This is a genomic window from Nocardiopsis sp. LDBS0036 (assembly GCF_041228755.1).
Taxonomy (GTDB): Bacteria; Actinomycetota; Actinomycetes; order Streptosporangiales; family Streptosporangiaceae; genus Nocardiopsis; species Nocardiopsis dassonvillei.
This window is the reverse complement of sequence record NZ_CP141103.1, coordinates 5,456,327-5,472,252: the sequence shown is the minus strand read 5'-3', so window position 1 is coordinate 5,472,252 and position 15,926 is coordinate 5,456,327. Positions and strand designations below refer to the sequence as shown.

11 protein-coding genes are annotated in these 15,926 nt (G+C 71.7%); 2 read left to right on the top strand and 9 right to left on the bottom strand.

From position 1 onward, the window contains the following. Positions 1 to 24 precede the first annotated feature (24 nt). The 5 genes from UIS43_RS23420 to UIS43_RS23400 all read right to left on the bottom strand — a co-directional run bounded on the left by UIS43_RS23420 (position 25) and on the right by UIS43_RS23400 (position 6,079). Complete coding sequence (locus tag UIS43_RS23420) at positions 25 to 1,431, bottom strand: NAD-dependent malic enzyme (protein ID WP_013151421.1); 1,407 nt, start codon at positions 1,429 to 1,431, stop codon at positions 25 to 27. Between the two features lie 302 nt (positions 1,432 to 1,733). Beyond that, the gene (locus UIS43_RS23415; RefSeq protein ID WP_013151420.1) at positions 1,734 to 2,462 is read right to left on the bottom strand and encodes an AAA family ATPase; all 729 of its coding nucleotides are present in this window, start codon (positions 2,460 to 2,462) and stop codon (positions 1,734 to 1,736) included. 151 nt (positions 2,463 to 2,613) lie between these two features. Further along, the gene (locus UIS43_RS23410) at positions 2,614 to 3,576 is read right to left on the bottom strand and encodes a tetratricopeptide repeat protein (RefSeq protein ID WP_013151419.1); all 963 of its coding nucleotides are present in this window, start codon (positions 3,574 to 3,576) and stop codon (positions 2,614 to 2,616) included. Between the two features lie 182 nt (positions 3,577 to 3,758). Continuing rightward, positions 3,759 to 5,486, bottom strand: a complete 1,728-nt coding sequence (locus UIS43_RS23405; RefSeq protein WP_013151418.1) for a methylmalonyl-CoA mutase — start codon at positions 5,484 to 5,486, stop codon at positions 3,759 to 3,761. Positions 5,487 to 5,557: 71 nt separating this feature from the next. Beyond that, the gene (locus UIS43_RS23400; protein WP_041552213.1) at positions 5,558 to 6,079 is read right to left on the bottom strand and encodes a MarR family winged helix-turn-helix transcriptional regulator; all 522 of its coding nucleotides are present in this window, start codon (positions 6,077 to 6,079) and stop codon (positions 5,558 to 5,560) included. Between the two features lie 690 nt (positions 6,080 to 6,769). On the opposite strand from UIS43_RS23400, the gene UIS43_RS23395 reads away from it, so the two are divergent. Then, complete coding sequence (locus UIS43_RS23395) at positions 6,770 to 8,449, top strand: glycosyl hydrolase family 18 protein (RefSeq protein WP_370011709.1); 1,680 nt, start codon at positions 6,770 to 6,772, stop codon at positions 8,447 to 8,449. Positions 8,450 to 8,872: 423 nt separating this feature from the next. Then, positions 8,873 to 10,831, top strand: a complete 1,959-nt coding sequence (locus UIS43_RS23390) for a glycosyl hydrolase family 18 protein (RefSeq protein ID WP_370011707.1) — start codon at positions 8,873 to 8,875, stop codon at positions 10,829 to 10,831. A gap of 547 nt (positions 10,832 to 11,378) precedes the next feature. On the opposite strand, the gene UIS43_RS23385 is transcribed toward UIS43_RS23390, so the two are convergent. The 4 genes from UIS43_RS23385 to UIS43_RS23370 all read right to left on the bottom strand — a co-directional run bounded on the left by UIS43_RS23385 (position 11,379) and on the right by UIS43_RS23370 (position 15,911). Then, positions 11,379 to 12,665, bottom strand: a complete 1,287-nt coding sequence (locus UIS43_RS23385; protein WP_370013271.1) for a DUF222 domain-containing protein — start codon at positions 12,663 to 12,665, stop codon at positions 11,379 to 11,381. A 478-nt stretch (positions 12,666 to 13,143) separates the two neighbouring features. Continuing rightward, positions 13,144 to 13,431, bottom strand: a complete 288-nt coding sequence (locus tag UIS43_RS23380; RefSeq protein WP_370011706.1) for a hypothetical protein — start codon at positions 13,429 to 13,431, stop codon at positions 13,144 to 13,146. A 5-nt stretch (positions 13,432 to 13,436) separates the two neighbouring features. Continuing rightward, positions 13,437 to 14,393: a methylmalonyl Co-A mutase-associated GTPase MeaB gene (gene meaB / locus UIS43_RS23375; protein ID WP_013151413.1), complete on the bottom strand. Its 957-nt coding sequence runs from the start codon at positions 14,391 to 14,393 to the stop codon at positions 13,437 to 13,439. A 330-nt stretch (positions 14,394 to 14,723) separates the two neighbouring features. Continuing rightward, complete coding sequence (locus tag UIS43_RS23370) at positions 14,724 to 15,911, bottom strand: acetyl-CoA C-acetyltransferase (protein WP_019608783.1); 1,188 nt, start codon at positions 15,909 to 15,911, stop codon at positions 14,724 to 14,726. Positions 15,912 to 15,926: the final 15 nt, after the last annotated feature.

Below are 15,926 nucleotides of genomic sequence, written 5' to 3'. Positions count from 1 at the left end.
CGGACCGCCGGTGTTTCCGGGCCGTTATGCCTGTGCGGCCGCCTGGCCGCGCTGGGCGACCTCGCGCACGGCCGTGGCCACGTGCGTGGACAGGTCGGAGTGGAACACGCTGGGGATGATGTAGTTGGGGCCCAGCTCGTCCTCGGTGACGACGTCGGCCAGGGCCTCCGCCGCGGCGACCATCATGTCCGAGGTGACGTCGTGGCTCTGGGCGTCCAGCAGACCGCGGAAGAAGCCGGGGAAGACCAGCACGTTGTTGATCTGGTTGGGGTAGTCGCTGCGGCCGGTGGCCACCACGGAGGCGTGCAGGTGGGCCACGTCCGGGTCGACCTCGGGGTCGGGGTTGGCCAGCGCGAAGATGATGGCGTCCTCGTTCATCTCGGCGATGTCGTCGCCGTTGAGGAGGTTGGGGGCCGAGACGCCGATGAAGACGTCCGCCCCGGCCACGGCACCGCGCAGGTCGCCGCTGTAGCCCTCGGGGTTGGTGTGCTCCGCGATCCACCGCAGGTTGGGGTCGAGGTCCTCGCGCCCGGCGTGCACGGCGCCGTGCACGTCGCTGACGATGACGTCGCGCGCCCCGGCGTGCATGAGGAGCTTGAGGATCGCGGTTCCGGCCGCGCCCGCGCCGGACATGGCGATGCGGACCTCGCCGAGCTTCTTGCCCACCACGCGCAGAGCGTTGCGCAGGGCGGCGAGCACGACGATGGCGGTGCCGTGCTGGTCGTCGTGGAAGACGGGGATGTCGAGCAGCTCGCGCAGGCGGGCCTCGACCTCGAAGCAGCGGGGGGCGGAGATGTCCTCCAGGTTGATGCCGCCGAACCCGGGCGCCAGCACCTGCACGGTGCGCACGATCTCGTCCACGTCCTGGGTGTCCAGGGCGATGGGCCAGGCGTCGATGTCGGCGAAGCGTTTGAACAGGGCGGCCTTGCCCTCCATGACGGGCATGGCGGCCTCGGGGCCGATGTTGCCCAGGCCCAGGACCGCGGAGCCGTCGGTGACCACGGCGACGCTGTTGCGCTTGATGGTCAGGCGCCGGGCGTCGTCCTTGTTGGCGGCGATGGCCTGGGAGACGCGGGCGACGCCGGGGGTGTAGGCCATGGAGAGCTCGTCGCGGTTGCGCAGCGGCACCTTGGACTTCATCTCGATCTTGCCGCCCAGGTGCATGAGGAAGGTGCGGTCGCTGACCTTGTGCACGACCACGCCCTCGACGGCGCCCAGGGCGTCGACGATGGCCTGGGCGTGCTCGGTGTCGCGGGCGGCGCAGGTGACGTCGATGCGGATGCGCTCGTGTCCGGCGGCGGCCACGTCCAGCGCGGTGATCATGCCGCCCACCTGCTCGACGGCGTTGGTGAGACTGCCGACCGCACTGCCCCCAGCGTCCAGTTCGAGGCGGACGGTGATGGAGTAGGAAACGCTGGGAAGGGTGGCCACGTGTTGCTCCTTGGCTCTGGCTGGTGTGGTGCGTCCGGGGCGCCCCGCCGGGGCGCTCGCCGGTGCACGGCGCCGCCTGCGCGCGTGCGCGGGATGGGGGGTGCCGTGTGTCCTGTGGGCACGGTGCTCGCGCACCGCCACTCGGACCCCGGTTCCGGGCGGGGGCTGACCCGTGACCGAGTCGCCTTACCTTACCTGAGTCAAGCCCCAACCGTCAGCACAAGGTGACAATTACCGCGCTGGTAAAAAATCGCATAAATTACGCCAGCGCGCGGGTGTCACGGCGGACAATGCACGGCGGCTCAGGCGCCCCCGGAGGGGACGGTCGCGCGGTCGCGGGCGGCGCGCACGACGAGGTCCACGCAGGCCTCCAGCGACAGCGACACCGCGTCCAGGACCAGGTGGTAGTGGCGGGGGTCGGCGGGGTCGGCGCGGTAGAAGCGCCGCACGTAGGCCGCCCGGGCGCGGTCGTTGTCGTCGAGCAGGCGCGCGTTGGGCGGCTCGTCGGAGTCGGTGCCCGTCCACTCGCCGTGGTCTCCGGACTCCCACAGCCCGCGCGCCCGGCGCAGGCGCGCGTCGGGGTCGCCGTCCAGGCGCACGTGCAGGGCGCCGGGACGGTCGCGCAGGACCACGGCCCCGGCGCGGCCGAGGACGACGCCGCCCTGTCGGGCCACCTCGCCCAGGACCCGTTCGGTCTGCTCCACGAACTCGTGGTCGTAGAGGAGGCGGCCCTCCTCGTCGGTGCTGCCGATGAGGGCGGTGTCCACGCTGCCGAGGGTGACGGTGGGCAGGCGCGCGGCGCTGGAGAGCAGGCGTTCGAGCCTGCCGGGAGCGCGGTCGTCGCGTTGGAGCGCCTCGTCGAGCGAGCAACCGATACGGGCGGCCACCGCGCTGGGCACGGCCCGGTCGAGGAAGGCCACGCCGAGCCGGGCGGCGACGGCGGGGCCCACCGCGCTGCCTCCCGCGCCGTAGGTGGCCGAGATCGTGACCAGGGGTCCGCCGCGTCTGTCGGTGGTGTCGTCGGTAGCCATGGGGTGAACCTGCCACTTCCGCGACGGGCGGTGAGCCCGTCTCCTGACGGGGTTGTACCCGCTGTGCGCGGGTTATGTCCCGCGGTCGGCGCGGCCTGCCCGTGGCCGACGGGAAAGCCGTGGTCGGCGGCCTGCCCGCCGACCACGGCTCCTAGAACAGCGCGGAGGTGAGCTTGCGGCGGGCGGCGTTGACCCGCGGGTCGCCCGGGGGCAGCAGCTCGAACAGGCCCAGCAGGTGGGTGCGCGCCCTGTCGCGGTCCTCGTCGGAGGTGATCCTGACCGTGTCGACGAGGCGGGCGAAGGCGTCCTCGAACCTGCCGCCGTACATCTCGACGTCGGCCGCGGTGGTCTGGGCGGCGACGTCCTCGGGCCGGTCGGCCGCGGCCTGGAGGGCGGCGCCCGCGTCCACTTCCTGGAGGCGGCCGACCAGCCGGACCTGGGCGAGCTTGGCCCTGGACTCGGTGTCGCCGGAGTCGGCCTCCACGGCCTTGGCGTAGACGGCCGCGGCCGCCTCGAAGTCGCCGCGGTCCAGGGCCTCCTGGGCCTCGATGTCCACGGGACGGCCCTGGGGCTCCTCGGGCTGGGCCGCCTGCGCGCCCTGGGCGCCCTCGGCGCCGGGCTCACCGGTGATGGTGCCGGGGTGGCCCGGGGGCAGCGCGCCCTGTTCCTTGAGGGCGGCGAACGCCTCGACCAGCCAGGCGGTGAGCTGCTCCTCGGTGGCCGGACCCGCCGGGCCGGGCAGGAGCTGGCCCTGGATCACCACGACGATCATCGGGGTGGTGGGCACCCGCAGGGCCTGGACCAGCTGCGGGCTGGCCTCGCTGTCGACCTTGGCCAGGAACCAGGTGCCGCCGGAGGCCGCGGAGATCTTGTCCAGGGCGTCCTCGACCTGCTTGGACTGCTCGGACCAGCCCGCGAGGACGGCCAGCACGACCGGGGTCGACATCGACCGCTCCAGGACCTGGGCCTGGAAGGTGGCCTCGTCGACGTTGACGGCGTAGGGGTTGGATCGACCCGCCGACTCCGCCGCGCGCTGTTTGGCCTCGCGTTCCATGGCCGCCTTGCGCGCGCCGAGGTCCACGGCACTGTTCGGTGAAAAGTCCGAAGGCTGCATGCCTCCATCCTGCCGTATGCGCGGGCGGGACGTGGACCGCCTGTGGACGAGTCGGTCCGGACGCGAACGGGTCGCGCTTCCCCGCGTCGCGGGGCGGCCGCGGGCGGAGGGCCGAGGGGGCTCCGTTCGGGCATCCCGGGGGTGCACGACGACGGGCGGCGCCCCCGGGCGCCTCGGACGGGTCAGAACCGCGGGTCCTCGGTGTAGGTCCCGAACTCCTCCCCCATGGTCGCGCAGATCTCGCCGAGCGTGGCCTCGGCGCGGGCCGCGTCCATGATCAGCGGGATGAGGTTGCCCCCGCCGGAGCGCACGCCCGCCAGCAGGGCGGCCAGGGCGCGGTCCACGGCGGCGCCGTCGCGTGCGGCGCGGCGCTCGGCGAGCGCGCGCTTCTGCTCGTGCTCGACCTCGTGGCTGATCCGGAGGATGTCCAGTTCGCCGGAGACGGTGTTGGTGTGGCAGTTGACGCCCACGATCTTCTTGTCGCCCTTCTCCAGTGCCTGCTGGTACTGGAAGGCGGACTCGGCGATCTCGGAGCTGAAGTAGCCGTTCTCGATCCCGGCGAGGATGCCGGAGGTCATCGGGCCGATCGCGTGCTCGGCGCCCTCGCCCCCGCCCATGCGCAGGATGTGCGCGAAGATCCGCTCCGCCTCGGCCTCCAGTTCGTCGGTGAGCGACTCCAGGTACCAGGATCCGCCGAGCGGGTCGGCGACGTTGACGATCCCGGTCTCCTCCATGAGGACCTGCTGGGTGCGCAGGGCGATCTCGGCGGACTGCTCGGTCGGCAGCGCCAGGGTCTCGTCCAGGGCGTTGGTGTGCAGCGAGTTCGTGCCGCCCAGGACCGCCGAGAGCGCCTCCACGGCGGTGCGCACGACGTTGTTGTAGGGCTGCTGGGCGGTCAGGGAGACCCCCGCGGTCTGGGTGTGGAACCGCAGCCACTGCGCCTTCTCGGTCCTGGCGCCGTAGACGTCACGGAGCCAGCGCGCCCAGATGCGGCGGGCGGCGCGGAACTTGGCGATCTCCTCGAAGAAGTCGATGTGCGCGTCGAAGAAGAAGGACAGCCCCGGCGCGAAGGTGTCGACGTCCAGCCCGCGGGAGAGGCCGAGTTCGACGTAGCCGAAGCCGTCGGCGAGGGTGAAGGCGAGCTCCTGGGCGGCCGTGGCCCCGGCCTCGCGGATGTGGTAGCCCGACACCGACAGCGGCTTGTACGCGGGGATGTCGGCCGCGCAGTACTCCATGAGGTCGCCGATCAGCCGCAGCTGCGGCTCCGGCGGGTAGAGCCACTCCTTCTGGGCGATGTACTCCTTGAAGATGTCGGTCTGGAGCGTGCCGTTGAGGGTGCGGATGTCCACCCCCTGGCGCTCGGCCGCCACCAGGTACATGCAGAAGGCCGGGACGGCCGGACCGCTGATGGTCATGGAGGTGGTGGTCTCGCCGAGCGGGATCCCGTCGAAGAGCAGGTCCATGTCGGCGACGGAGTCGATGGCCACGCCGCAGTGGCCGACCTCGCCCAGCGCGTGGGGGGAGTCGGAGTCGTGGCCCATGAGGGTGGGCATGTCGAAGGCGACCGAGAGCCCGCCCCCGCCCGAGGCCAGGATCATCTTGTAGCGCTCGTTGGTCTGGCGCGCGTTGCCGAACCCGGCGAACTGGCGGATGGTCCACGCCCGTCCCCGGTAGCCGGTGGCGTGGAGGCCGCGGGTGTAGGGGTACTCCCCCGGCCAACCGATGCGCTCGAAACCGGGGACCTCGGCGCCGGGACGGGGACCGTAGACGGGTTCCAGGGTGCGCCCGGACAGGGAGGTGAAGTCGGCGTCGCGTGTGCGCGCCGAGTCGTAGCGGCGCTGCCAGCGCTCGCGTCCGGCCTCGATCTCCCGGGCCCCGCCGCCGCTGGGACCGCTCGTGGTGTTCGCCATACCGAGATAGTAGGACGTCCAACTAATGATGTACAGGGAGGGCGCCCGCGGCGCCGGGGCGCGGCGGGCGGTCAGCGGCCCTCGGCGGCCTCCGCGACGGGCTCGGGGAAGTCGCCGAAGTCCACCCTGAGCCGGGTGAACATCTCGTGCATGCGCCACAGCTCCTCGTCGGAGTAGCAGCCCAGGCCGAAGTCCATGGACAGCAGCGCCCCGGTCGCCTCCTCGGTGACCCGGCGCCCGGCGTCGGTGATCTCGGCCAGCACGCCGCGACCGTCGCTCGGGTTGGGGCGGCGGCGCACGAAGCCCTGCCCCTCCAACCGGTCGATGGTGTTGGTGACGCTGGTCGGGTGCACCATGAGACGCTCGCCGATCTTGCCCAGGGGCAGCGAGCCGGAACCGCTGAAGGTGAGCAGGACGAGCGCCTCGTAGCGGGCGAAGGTCAGGCCGAACGGCTTGAGGGCGCCGTCCAGCTCCCCGATCAGGATCTGCTGCGCGCGCATGACCGAGGTGACCGCCGCCATGGCGGGCGAGGGCCCCCATCTGCGCGTCCAGTTGTCGTGTGCCCGCTCGATCGGGTCGAACGGAAGATTCAACGGGTTACCCACGGGTTCACTCTAGTCAGCGGGGAGGGCGCGCCCGCCTGACCGGAAGGGGGCACGCCCCCGCTCCCGCGCGGCCCGGCCGCCGGGCGCCGCGCCGGGCACGGCCCGGGCCTCCACCCAGGTCGACCGCAGTGACGGAACCGGCACTCCGAGGCGGGTGTGACATGGGGGTTGCATGAGGCCGGGAGGGCCCCGGAGCGGGAAACACACAGAGCGCCTAACAGCGGACGAGAAAGAAGGCAAGACTTTTCCGTGGCCACAAAGGGACAGGTTCCGCGCTCGGAACTGGTCCACCCCGCCAGCTCGGCAAATCCACCGGTCCTCCGGCGAGGGGCACGCGGAGCCCACCGCCGCGCACGCGGGGGAGAACGGAGAGTCCCCGCCGGGTCTTGACGGAGCGCGGAATTATTAGTTAAGTTTCCTAAAAATTTATCCCCCCACGTCAGAGGCTCAAGGTGACGACCTGTCCTCACTTGGCCCGTGGACCACCCCCTGGGAGGCCGCCGAACCCCGCTGACGGACCGCGGTTCTCCCCGCGATCCCCCGCACACGACCGCAGCCCATCCCCTCCGCTCCGAGAGCAGGGTCCATCCGCTTTGAGAGCGGGGTCATCCGCTCCAGGAGCACGGTCGTCCGTCCCCCCGCCCCCGCCCCCGCCCCCGCACCAGGAGATGCCACGACGTGAGAGCACGACGTTTCAGTACCCGCCTCGCGGCCGCCGCGGCCGCCGTGCTGCTCGCCCCGCTCGCGGTGACCGCGGTCCCCGCCGCGGCCGCCGAGGAGACCGGCCCCGCCGACCTCACGGTGACCTACACGGAGTCGGCCCGGTGGAACACCGGCTACACCGGCCAGATCACCGTCCACAACGCCTCGGACACCCCCGTCGAGGACTGGGCCGTCGAGTTCTCGCTCCCCGACGGCAGCCGCATCCACGAGCTGTGGAACGCCACCCTCGCGGGCACCCCCGGCGGCTACACGATCACCCCGCCGCACTGGGGCGCCAGCGTTCCGGCGGGCGGCAGCTACTCCTTCGGCTTCAACGGGCTGCACTCCGACGGCGCCACCGACCTCGTGGACTGCCTGGTCAACGGCTCCCCCTGCGCCGGGGACGACGGGAGCGGCCCCTCCCACGACAGCTACAGCGTCGCCTACTACACCCAGTGGAGCGCCGGGGAGCGCGACTACCACGTCCGCGACCTGGTCGACAGCGACAGCGCGGAGAAGCTCACGCACATCAACTACGCGTTCGGCAACGTCACCGCCGAGGGCGTGTGCGCCACGGGTGACGGGACCAGCCAGGAGGGCGCCGTCGCCGACTACGCGCACCCCGTGCCCGCCGCGGAGAGCGTCGACGGGACCGCCGACGACCCCGACCAGGAGCTGCGCGGCAACTTCAACCAGCTGCGCGAGCTCAAGGAGATGTACCCCGACCTCAAGGTCAACATCTCCCTCGGCGGCTGGGAGTGGTCCCGGTACTTCTCCGACGCGGCCCTGACCGAGGAGTCCCGCGAGAGGCTGGTCAGCTCCTGCGTCGACCTGTACCTGCGGGGCAACCTGCCCGAGGTCGACGGCGCGGGCGGCGAGGGCGCCGCCTACGGGGTCTTCGACGGCATCGACCTGGACTGGGAGTGGCCCGGCTCCGACGGCCACCCGCACAACACCGTCCGCCCCGAGGACAAGGAGAACTTCACCGCCCTGGTGCAGGAGTTCCGCGACCAGCTGGACGCGTTCGGCGAGGAGACCGACCGCCACTACGAGCTGACCGCGTTCATGCCCGCCGGAGGCTGGCGCCTGGACGCCGGGTACGAGCTGGACGAGCTCATGACCGACTTCGACTTCGTCACGGTGCAGGGCTACGACTACCACGGCACCTGGGAGAGCACGACCAACCACCAGTCCAACCTGGTCGTGGACGCCCGCGACCCCCAGCCGGTGATCTCCACCGAGCTCATCGTCCAGGCCTACCTGGACCGGGGCGTGGACCCCGGCAAGCTCGTCCTGGGCGTGCCCTTCTACGGACAGGGGTGGACGGGCGTGGAACCCGGCCCCGACGGTGACGGCCTCTTCCAGACCGCGACGGGCCCCGCGCAGGGGACGTACGCGGCGGGCACCGAGGACTGGAAGGTCCTGGAGGAGAAGGTCGAGTCCGGTGAGTTCGAGGTCTTCCGCAACGACGGGGCCGGTACCGCCTGGATCTACGACGGCCAGACGCTCTGGAACTACGACGACGAGACCGCCATGACGCAGAAGACCGACTGGGCCCGGGACAAGGGCCTCGGCGGGGTCATGATCTGGTCCATCGACGGCGACGACGCCGAGGGCAGCCTCATGGCCGCCATCGACACGGCGCTGAGCGACTAGGAGCCGTCCACTCCCGCCGCGACCGCGCGCCCTCCGGGTGACGCGGGATCGGCGGGGACGGGCTCCGCGCGCGGCCCGGGCACCCGGAACGCGCCCCGCGACCGCAGCCGACAGACTTCCGGTCCGGCGACCCCGGACCGGGACCGAGCGGCGTCGGTGCTCTGATCCGGGGAGCACCGCCGCCACGGCCGGTGCGGACCGATGTGCGACGGTCCGCACCGGCCCCCCACACCGCCCTCCCCCTTCCTCCCCCAGGTCGGAGGCCCGCCATGCCCCTGCCGCGCACACGCCACCTCTCACGCGCGCCGCCGAGCCCGCCACCGGTCAGCTCGCGACACCGCACTCCCTGGGCGCACACCCCGCAGCCCTCCGCCCCCGCGGCGGAAGGCCAACCCCCACACCGCTCACGCACCAGGAGCAACCGTGAGAGCACGACTTCGCCAACGAATCGCGGCACTGGCCGCCGCGGTCGTCCTACCCCTCGCACTGGCACCCGTCCCGGCCGCGTCGGCCGACACCGCGGGCGTCACCGTCACCTACGTGGAGACCAGTCGCTGGGAGACCGGCTACGGCGGGCAGCTGACCATCGCCAACGGCTCGGGGTCGGCGCTGACCGACTGGAGCATCGGCTTCCGGCTCCCGTCCGGCACCGCCATCACCAGCCTGTGGAACGCCACCCTCAGCCGCTCCGGCGACGCCTACACCGTCACCCCGCCCTCGTGGGGCGCCTCCGTCCCGGCGGGCGGCAGCTACTCCATCGGGTTCAACGGCACCCACGGCGGCGGCGACACCGCTCCCGTGGACTGCACGGTCAACGGCGGCGGCTGCTCGGGCGAGCCCGGCGAGGAGGACACCGAGCCTCCCACCGCGCCGACCGGCCTGACCGTCACCGGCACCACCTCGACCACCGTGGCCCTGCAGTGGGGCCCCGCGGACGACAACGCCGGGGTCGCGGGCTACGAGGTCCTCTCCGGCGGCGAGGTCGTCCGCGCGGTCACCGGCACCACCGCCACCGTCACCGGGCTGGCGCCCCAGACCGAGCACACGTTCACCGTGCGCGCCTACGACACCTCCAACAACAGGGGTCCCGAGAGCGGCGCCGTCACCGCCACCACCGACGCGGACGGCGGCGGCCCCACCGACCCGCCCCAGGAGCGCCGGGTCGCCTACTTCACCCAGTGGGGCATCTACGGCCGCGACTACCTGGTGAACGACCTGGTCACCTCGGGCACCGCCGAGAAGCTCACCCACATCAACTACGCCTTCGGCAACATCAACGCGAACGGCGAGTGCTTCATGGCCAACCAGCTCGGCCAGGGCGACGCCTGGGCCGACTACGGCCGCTCCTTCGGGGCCGCCGACAGCGTCGACGGGGTCGGCGACACGTGGGACCAGGACCTGCGCGGCAACTTCAACCAGCTGCGCGAGCTCAAGGAGATGTACCCCGACCTCAAGGTCAACATCTCCCTGGGCGGCTGGACCTGGTCCGAGCACTTCTCCGACGCGGCGCTGACCGCCGAGTCGCGTGAGCGCATGGTCTCCTCGTGCATCGACCAGTTCCTGCGCGGCAACCTGCCCGTGTTCGACGGCGCGGGCGGCCCCGGCTCCGCCTACGGCGTCTTCGACGGCATCGACCTGGACTGGGAGTGGCCGGGATCGGCGGGCCACGAGCACAACACCGTCCGCCCCGAGGACAAGGAGAACTTCACCGCCCTGGTGCAGGAGTTCCGCGACCAGCTGGACGCCCTGGAGGCCGAGACGAGCCGCCAGTACGAGCTGACCGCGTTCCTGCCCGCAGACCCGGAGAAGGTCGAGCTCGGCTTCGAGATGCCGCAGCTCATGACCGACTTCGACTTCATCACGGTGCAGGGCTACGACTACCACGGCGGTTGGGAGACCGCCGCCAACCACCAGTCCAACCTGCTCCTGGACCCGGCCGACCCCGGCCCGGACCTGTACTCCACCGAGACCACGGTCCAGGCCTACCTCGACCGCGGCGTCGACCCCGCCGACATGGTGCTCGGCGTGCCGTTCTACGGCCGCGGCTGGACCGGTGTGGAGCCCGGTCCGAACGGCGACGGTCTCTTCCAGAGCGCTACCGGTCCCGCCCCCGGTAGCTACGAGGCGGGGATCGACGACTGGAAGGTCCTGAAGGACCTGGTGGGCACCGGCGGCTACGAGCTGTACCGCGACGACGCGCTGGGCACCGCCTGGCTGTACAACGGCAGCACCTTCTGGACCTACGACGACGAGATCTCCATGGCCCAGAAGACCGACTGGGCCCAGGCCCAGGGCCTGGGCGGCGTCATGATCTGGTCCGTTGACGGCGACGACGCCAACGGCAGCCTCATGAACGCCATCGACACGGCGCTGGCCGGGTAGTCGGCTTCCGGTCCGGCACACGCCGGGCTGGAGGCGGGCCCGTTGGAAATGGGCCTGGCCGGAAGTAGGCCGGTGCGGACCGTCGCGGTCCGTACCGGCCGCTTCCGTGTCGGGCTCTCCCAGAGGACCCTTGCTCCGGACCGGCACACGGGGGAAGGGGCTGGCGATGGTGAGAGCGCACGAGCTGCCGCGTAGCGGTGCGGGAAGGCGACCAACGATTGGTGTTCGGGGGCGGTTGGGCTCTGCTGCGGTGGCAGCGAAGGCGGCGGGTGTCCGGGGACTCCGATCAACGACCTGGTTGCGGGTGGTGGCCGAAGGCAGCGGCACCAGCTGCCGCGAAGTGGCCCGGGAGGGTGACCAACGGTCGGCCTTCGCGCGTGGTGGAGCTCTGCTGCGTTGGCACCAAAGGCAGCGGGGCTGTCGGGCCTCGGGCAGCGGTACCGGCCCCCGGGGCGGGGGCGGGCGACGGTGGCAGCGACCACGGTGGGCACGGGGCCCGGGCCGCCTGTCGGGCGCGGGCATGCCGGGGACCGGCACGACCCGGGGGTCATTCCCGGAGTGGGGGAACCGGAATCCTGTCGGGCGGATGGTGCCGTTCCCGCTGTCGGTGTGTGCGCAGTTCGCGTTGGTACTTGGCCCGGTTGTGCGGCCCGCACAACGGTTGCAGGTTGGCGACCACGGTGCGCCCTCCTCGGGAGAACGACTGCACGTGGTCGGCCTGGCACAACGCCACCGGTACCTCACATCCGCCCGGGTGGGCGCAGGTGGCGTGTCCGTGGAAGGCGGCGGTGCGTTGGCGGGTTGAGGCCAGGCGGCGGCTGTGGCCCACATCCAACACCTGCCCGGTGGGCGGGGCGGTGAGCATCCGCACCACCTCAGAATCGGCGGCCAACTCGTGCACCAGCCCGACCGGAATCACCCGACCGTGCTCGTCCAACGCGGGCCTTTCCTGACCCTGAGCGTCCAGATAGGTCTGCACGGGCACCACGATGCGGATCTGCGCCAACGGAGCCGGAGCGTTGTCGCATCCGGTGTGGGTGGTGGCGAAACGCAGCGCCGCGATGAGCGCGTCGTGCTCACGCTGGGACCGGGACCGGGTGTCGTCCTCGCTGGGTGGGGTGGTGAAGGTGTCGATGGCCGCGCGCACGACCAACGCATCCCCAGCCCCACCCCAGGCCTGAAGTTGGTAGCTGCCCTGGAACGTGTCATGCACCGTCAGTCCACGGGCGGCATGAGCGGTCTCGTGGTCGCGGTCCAGGCGGTGGGGGTCCAAACGGTAGGCGACCTGGCGGGCCACCGACTGGAGCTGGTTGACCGACAACGCGGGCCGCTCCGCCTTGGCGGCCACCAGGGCGGACTCAAACCCGTGCCGATACTCCCCCTCATCGGGAAAGTGGTCCTCATCGCGGGTCTGGACGGCCTTGTCGGTGGCTTTGGCGATCGCGACCGCCTCACCCAACACCACCCTGCCCTCAGCTACTGCTTGGGCAGTGGCGGGCAGCGTCTCCTCGTGCACGTGCTGGGCCAGGCGGGCCAAATCCTTGGCCTGAGCGGTGGGCATCGTGCCGTGGTGCACCAACCACTTGTCCAGCGTGCTGTAGCCGCTGTAGCGGGCGACCTCACCGCGCGCGTACAGGCGCGCCATTTGCGCCAACGCCTGATACCGGATCTGGTCCAGCTGGGCCCACAGCGCCGCGATCTCCTCAGCGGCGGCCTCATCGGCTCCGGGTGGCACTTCGGCGTTCAACGCCTGGTCGATGATCTTGCGCGCACCGGCCAGCGCGGCCACGGCCGGGGAACATTCCCCGGGGGCCACTTTGGGTGCTGCGATCATCATCTCCATGCTTCTTATTATAGGCCAGCGTCCGCCATTTCTCCACTATTCACAGCCGGAATTAGAAGCCTTTCTTTCCTGGGGTCGCTCTTGATTGAAAGGCTGCAATTGGGGCGGGCTTGAAAGGTGTCCAAAAAGGCACGGCCAGAATGAGCACTCGACGTTAGAGCGATTGTCGCCCTCCCCGGCCGCAGGGGTCGGGGTCGTTGCCCGAGGCTGGAGGGCCTGCTTGCCGTTGGTGCCGACGCAGCAGAGCCCGACCATCCCTACACCCTGGGCGTTGGTCGCCCTCCGGTGGTCGCTCCCGCCTTTGGTGCCGCTTTTCGTCGGCCGCCCCCGCCCTCACCCGACGCTCACCGTTTTCCGCGGGCCATCCCACTTCGCGGCAGCTGGCGCGCTTTCGTTGCCGCCAGAAACCCCCGACAAGAAGGGCGTAGGGGAGAGACCTGTGGGCGGCCCCTCCCTGCCCCTCAATTCATCATCCCCGTTGAAATATGGGACATGGAGGCGCCGGACATGGGACATTTAGGGGCATGCCAAAACGCCTACTGGGTGGGATCCCCCCTATTTCCAGGAAACCATCACCACCCCACCCACGACCAGCACCAATACGCGCCCTGTGGAAAACCCGACCACCTGCGGAAAACACGGCCGCCACTGACATCACCACAGGCACCGGCACCGGCACCAGCACCAACACCAGCACCAGCACAGCACCAACACCACACACCAGCACCAGCACCAGCACCAGCACCAGCACCAGCACCAGCCTCACCCCAGGTCAGTGCCCAACTCCTTCAGCACCACGTCAGCGGCGGCATAGGGGTCCCTCCTCCCCTCCGCCACGTCCTCGGCCAGCGCGTCCAGGCCGGTGTCGTCGCCCGCCCCGCCCATCCGCGAGCGCAGCAGGTCCAGCACGATCGCCTGCACCTCGTCCCGGGCGCGGGCGCGACGGCGACGGGCCAGGTCGCCGCTGGCCTCCAGGTGGGCGAAGTGCTGGTCCATCCGCTCCCACAGCTCGTCGACGCCCTCGTCCCTGGAGGCGACGGTCATCACGATCGGCGGCTTCCACTCCTGGTCGGTGCGATCCTTCATGGCGATCATCTGGCGCAGCTCGCGCAGGGTGGACTTGGCGCCCTCCCGGTCCGCCTTGTTGATCGCGAAGACGTCGGCGACCTCCAGCACGCCCGCCTTGGCGGCCTGCACCGAGTCGCCCATGCCCGGGGCGCACAGCACCACGGTGGTGTCGGCCTGCCCGGCGATCTCCACCTCGGCCTGGCCCACGCCCACCGTCTCCACCAGGATCACGTCGAACCCGGCCGCGTCGAGCACCCGCAGGGCGTGCGGCGTGGCCCAGGACAGCCCGCCCAGGTGCCCGCGGTTGGCCATGGAGCGGATGAACACCCCCGGATCGGTGGCGTGCTCCTGCATCCGCACGCGGTCGCCGAGCAGGGCGCCGCCGGTGAACGGCGAGGACGGGTCCACGGCGAGCACGGCGACGGTCAGCCCCTTCGCCCGGGCCGCGCGCACGACGGCGTTGGTGGTGGTGGACTTGCCCACCCCCGGGGAGCCGGTGAAACCCACCACCCGGGCACGGCCGGTGTGCGGGGCCAGGCCCGCCATGATCTCGCGCAGGGCGGCGGCCCCGTTCTCGACCAGGGTGATCGCGCGGGCCAGTGCCCGGCGGTCGCCCTCGCGGACCCGTTCGACCAGTCGGGGGGTGTCCATGGAACTCCTCGGTGTGGGCGGAGCAGGACGGGGCGAGGGCTCGTGGCCCCCGCCCCGCGGCTGTCAGGTGCGTCGTGTCCCCGGGGCTCTCCCGGGTACACAGTGTCTTCGGATCGGGTCCCCCGCGCGGTCCGCCACGCGGGCGTCCGGGGATCTCCCGGCGCCCGCGGACGGCGTCCACGAGGGGGTCGGCCGCAGTCCGGCGGCCGTGGCTGCCTGGCCCTGGGCCCGGCGCGGCACCGCTCGATGGGCGCCCCGGGCGGCGGTACCGAACGGCACTACCGGGCGGAAACCGTCAGCGGCACCGCTCGGCGGGCGTCGTCAGCTGGATTACTCGGCGGGGACCGTGAACAGCAGGGCGTCGCCCTGGCCGCCGCCGCCGCACAGGGCGGCCGCGCCGAACCCGCCGCCGCGGCGGCGCAGCTCGTGGACCAGGTGCAGGGCGATGCGGGCCCCGGAGGCGCCGATCGGGTGACCGAGCGCGATGGCGCCGCCGTTGACGTTGACGATGTCCTCCGAGACGCCCAGGTCGCGGGTGGACTGGAGACCCACCGCGGCGAAGGCCTCGTTGATCTCGATCAGGTCCAGGTCCTCGACCGAGCGGCCCGCCTTGCCCAGCGCGTGCCGGATGGCGTTGGAGGGCTGGGAGTGCAGCGAGTTGTCCGGACCGGCGACGTTGCCGTGCGCGCCGATCTCGGCCAGGACCGTGGCGCCCAGTTCCTCCGCCTTGGCGCGGCTCATCACGACCACCGCGGCGGCGCCGTCGGAGATCTGCGAGGAGGAGCCCGCGGTGATGGTGCCCTCGCTGTCGAAGGCGGGGCGCAGGCGGGCCAGGCTCTCGGCGGTGGTGTCGGCCCGCACGCCCTCGTCGGCGGAGAAGACGACGGGGTCGCCCTTGCGCTGCGGGATCTGGACGGGGACGATCTCGGCGTCGAAGTACCCGGCGGCGGCCGCGGCGGCCGCGCGCTGGTGGGAGCGGGCCGCGAAGGCGTCCTGCTCCTCGCGCCCGATGCCGAGCTTGCCGTTGTGGCGCTCGGTGGAGGCGCCCATGGAGTCGCCCTCGAAGGCGTCGGTCAGGCCGTCGTGCGCGGTCGCGTCCAGGACCTCGACCGACCCGTACTTGTAGCCCTTGCGCGACTTGGGCAGCAGGTGCGGCGCGTTGGTCATGGACTCCATGCCCCCGGCCACCACCACGTCGAACTCGCCCGCGGAGATGAGCTGGTCGGCGAGGGCGATCGCGTCCAGGCCGGACAGGCAGACCTTGTTGATCGTCACCGACGGCACGTTCATGGGGATGCCCGCCTTGACGGCGGCCTGGCGGGACGGGATCTGGCCCGCGCCCGCCTGGAGCACCTGTCCCATGACCACGTATCCGACCTGTTCGCCGGTGATGCCGGCGCGTTCCAGCGCGGCCTTGATCGCGAAGCCCCCGAGGTCGGCGGCGGAGAACCCGGCGAGGGAGCCGAGGAGTCTGCCGGTGGGGGTCCGTGCCCCACCGACGATGACGGAACCGGGCATCGTAACTGGCCTCCA

What these genes read in the sequence shown, in the direction of transcription:
- UIS43_RS23415 (WP_013151420.1), bottom strand. Translation starts at nt 2,462, where the DNA reads ATGGCTACCGACGACACCACCGACAGACGCGGCGGACCCCTGGTCACG.
- UIS43_RS23410 (WP_013151419.1), bottom strand. Translation starts at nt 3,576, where the DNA reads ATGCAGCCTTCGGACTTTTCACCGAACAGTGCCGTGGACCTCGGCGCG.
- UIS43_RS23405 (WP_013151418.1), bottom strand. Translation starts at nt 5,486, where the DNA reads ATGGCGAACACCACGAGCGGTCCCAGCGGCGGCGGGGCCCGGGAGATC.
- UIS43_RS23385 (WP_370013271.1), bottom strand. Translation starts at nt 12,665, where the DNA reads ATGATCGCAGCACCCAAAGTGGCCCCCGGGGAATGTTCCCCGGCCGTG.
- meaB (WP_013151413.1), bottom strand. Translation starts at nt 14,393, where the DNA reads ATGGACACCCCCCGACTGGTCGAACGGGTCCGCGAGGGCGACCGCCGG.
- UIS43_RS23370 (WP_019608783.1), bottom strand. Translation starts at nt 15,911, where the DNA reads ATGCCCGGTTCCGTCATCGTCGGTGGGGCACGGACCCCCACCGGCAGA.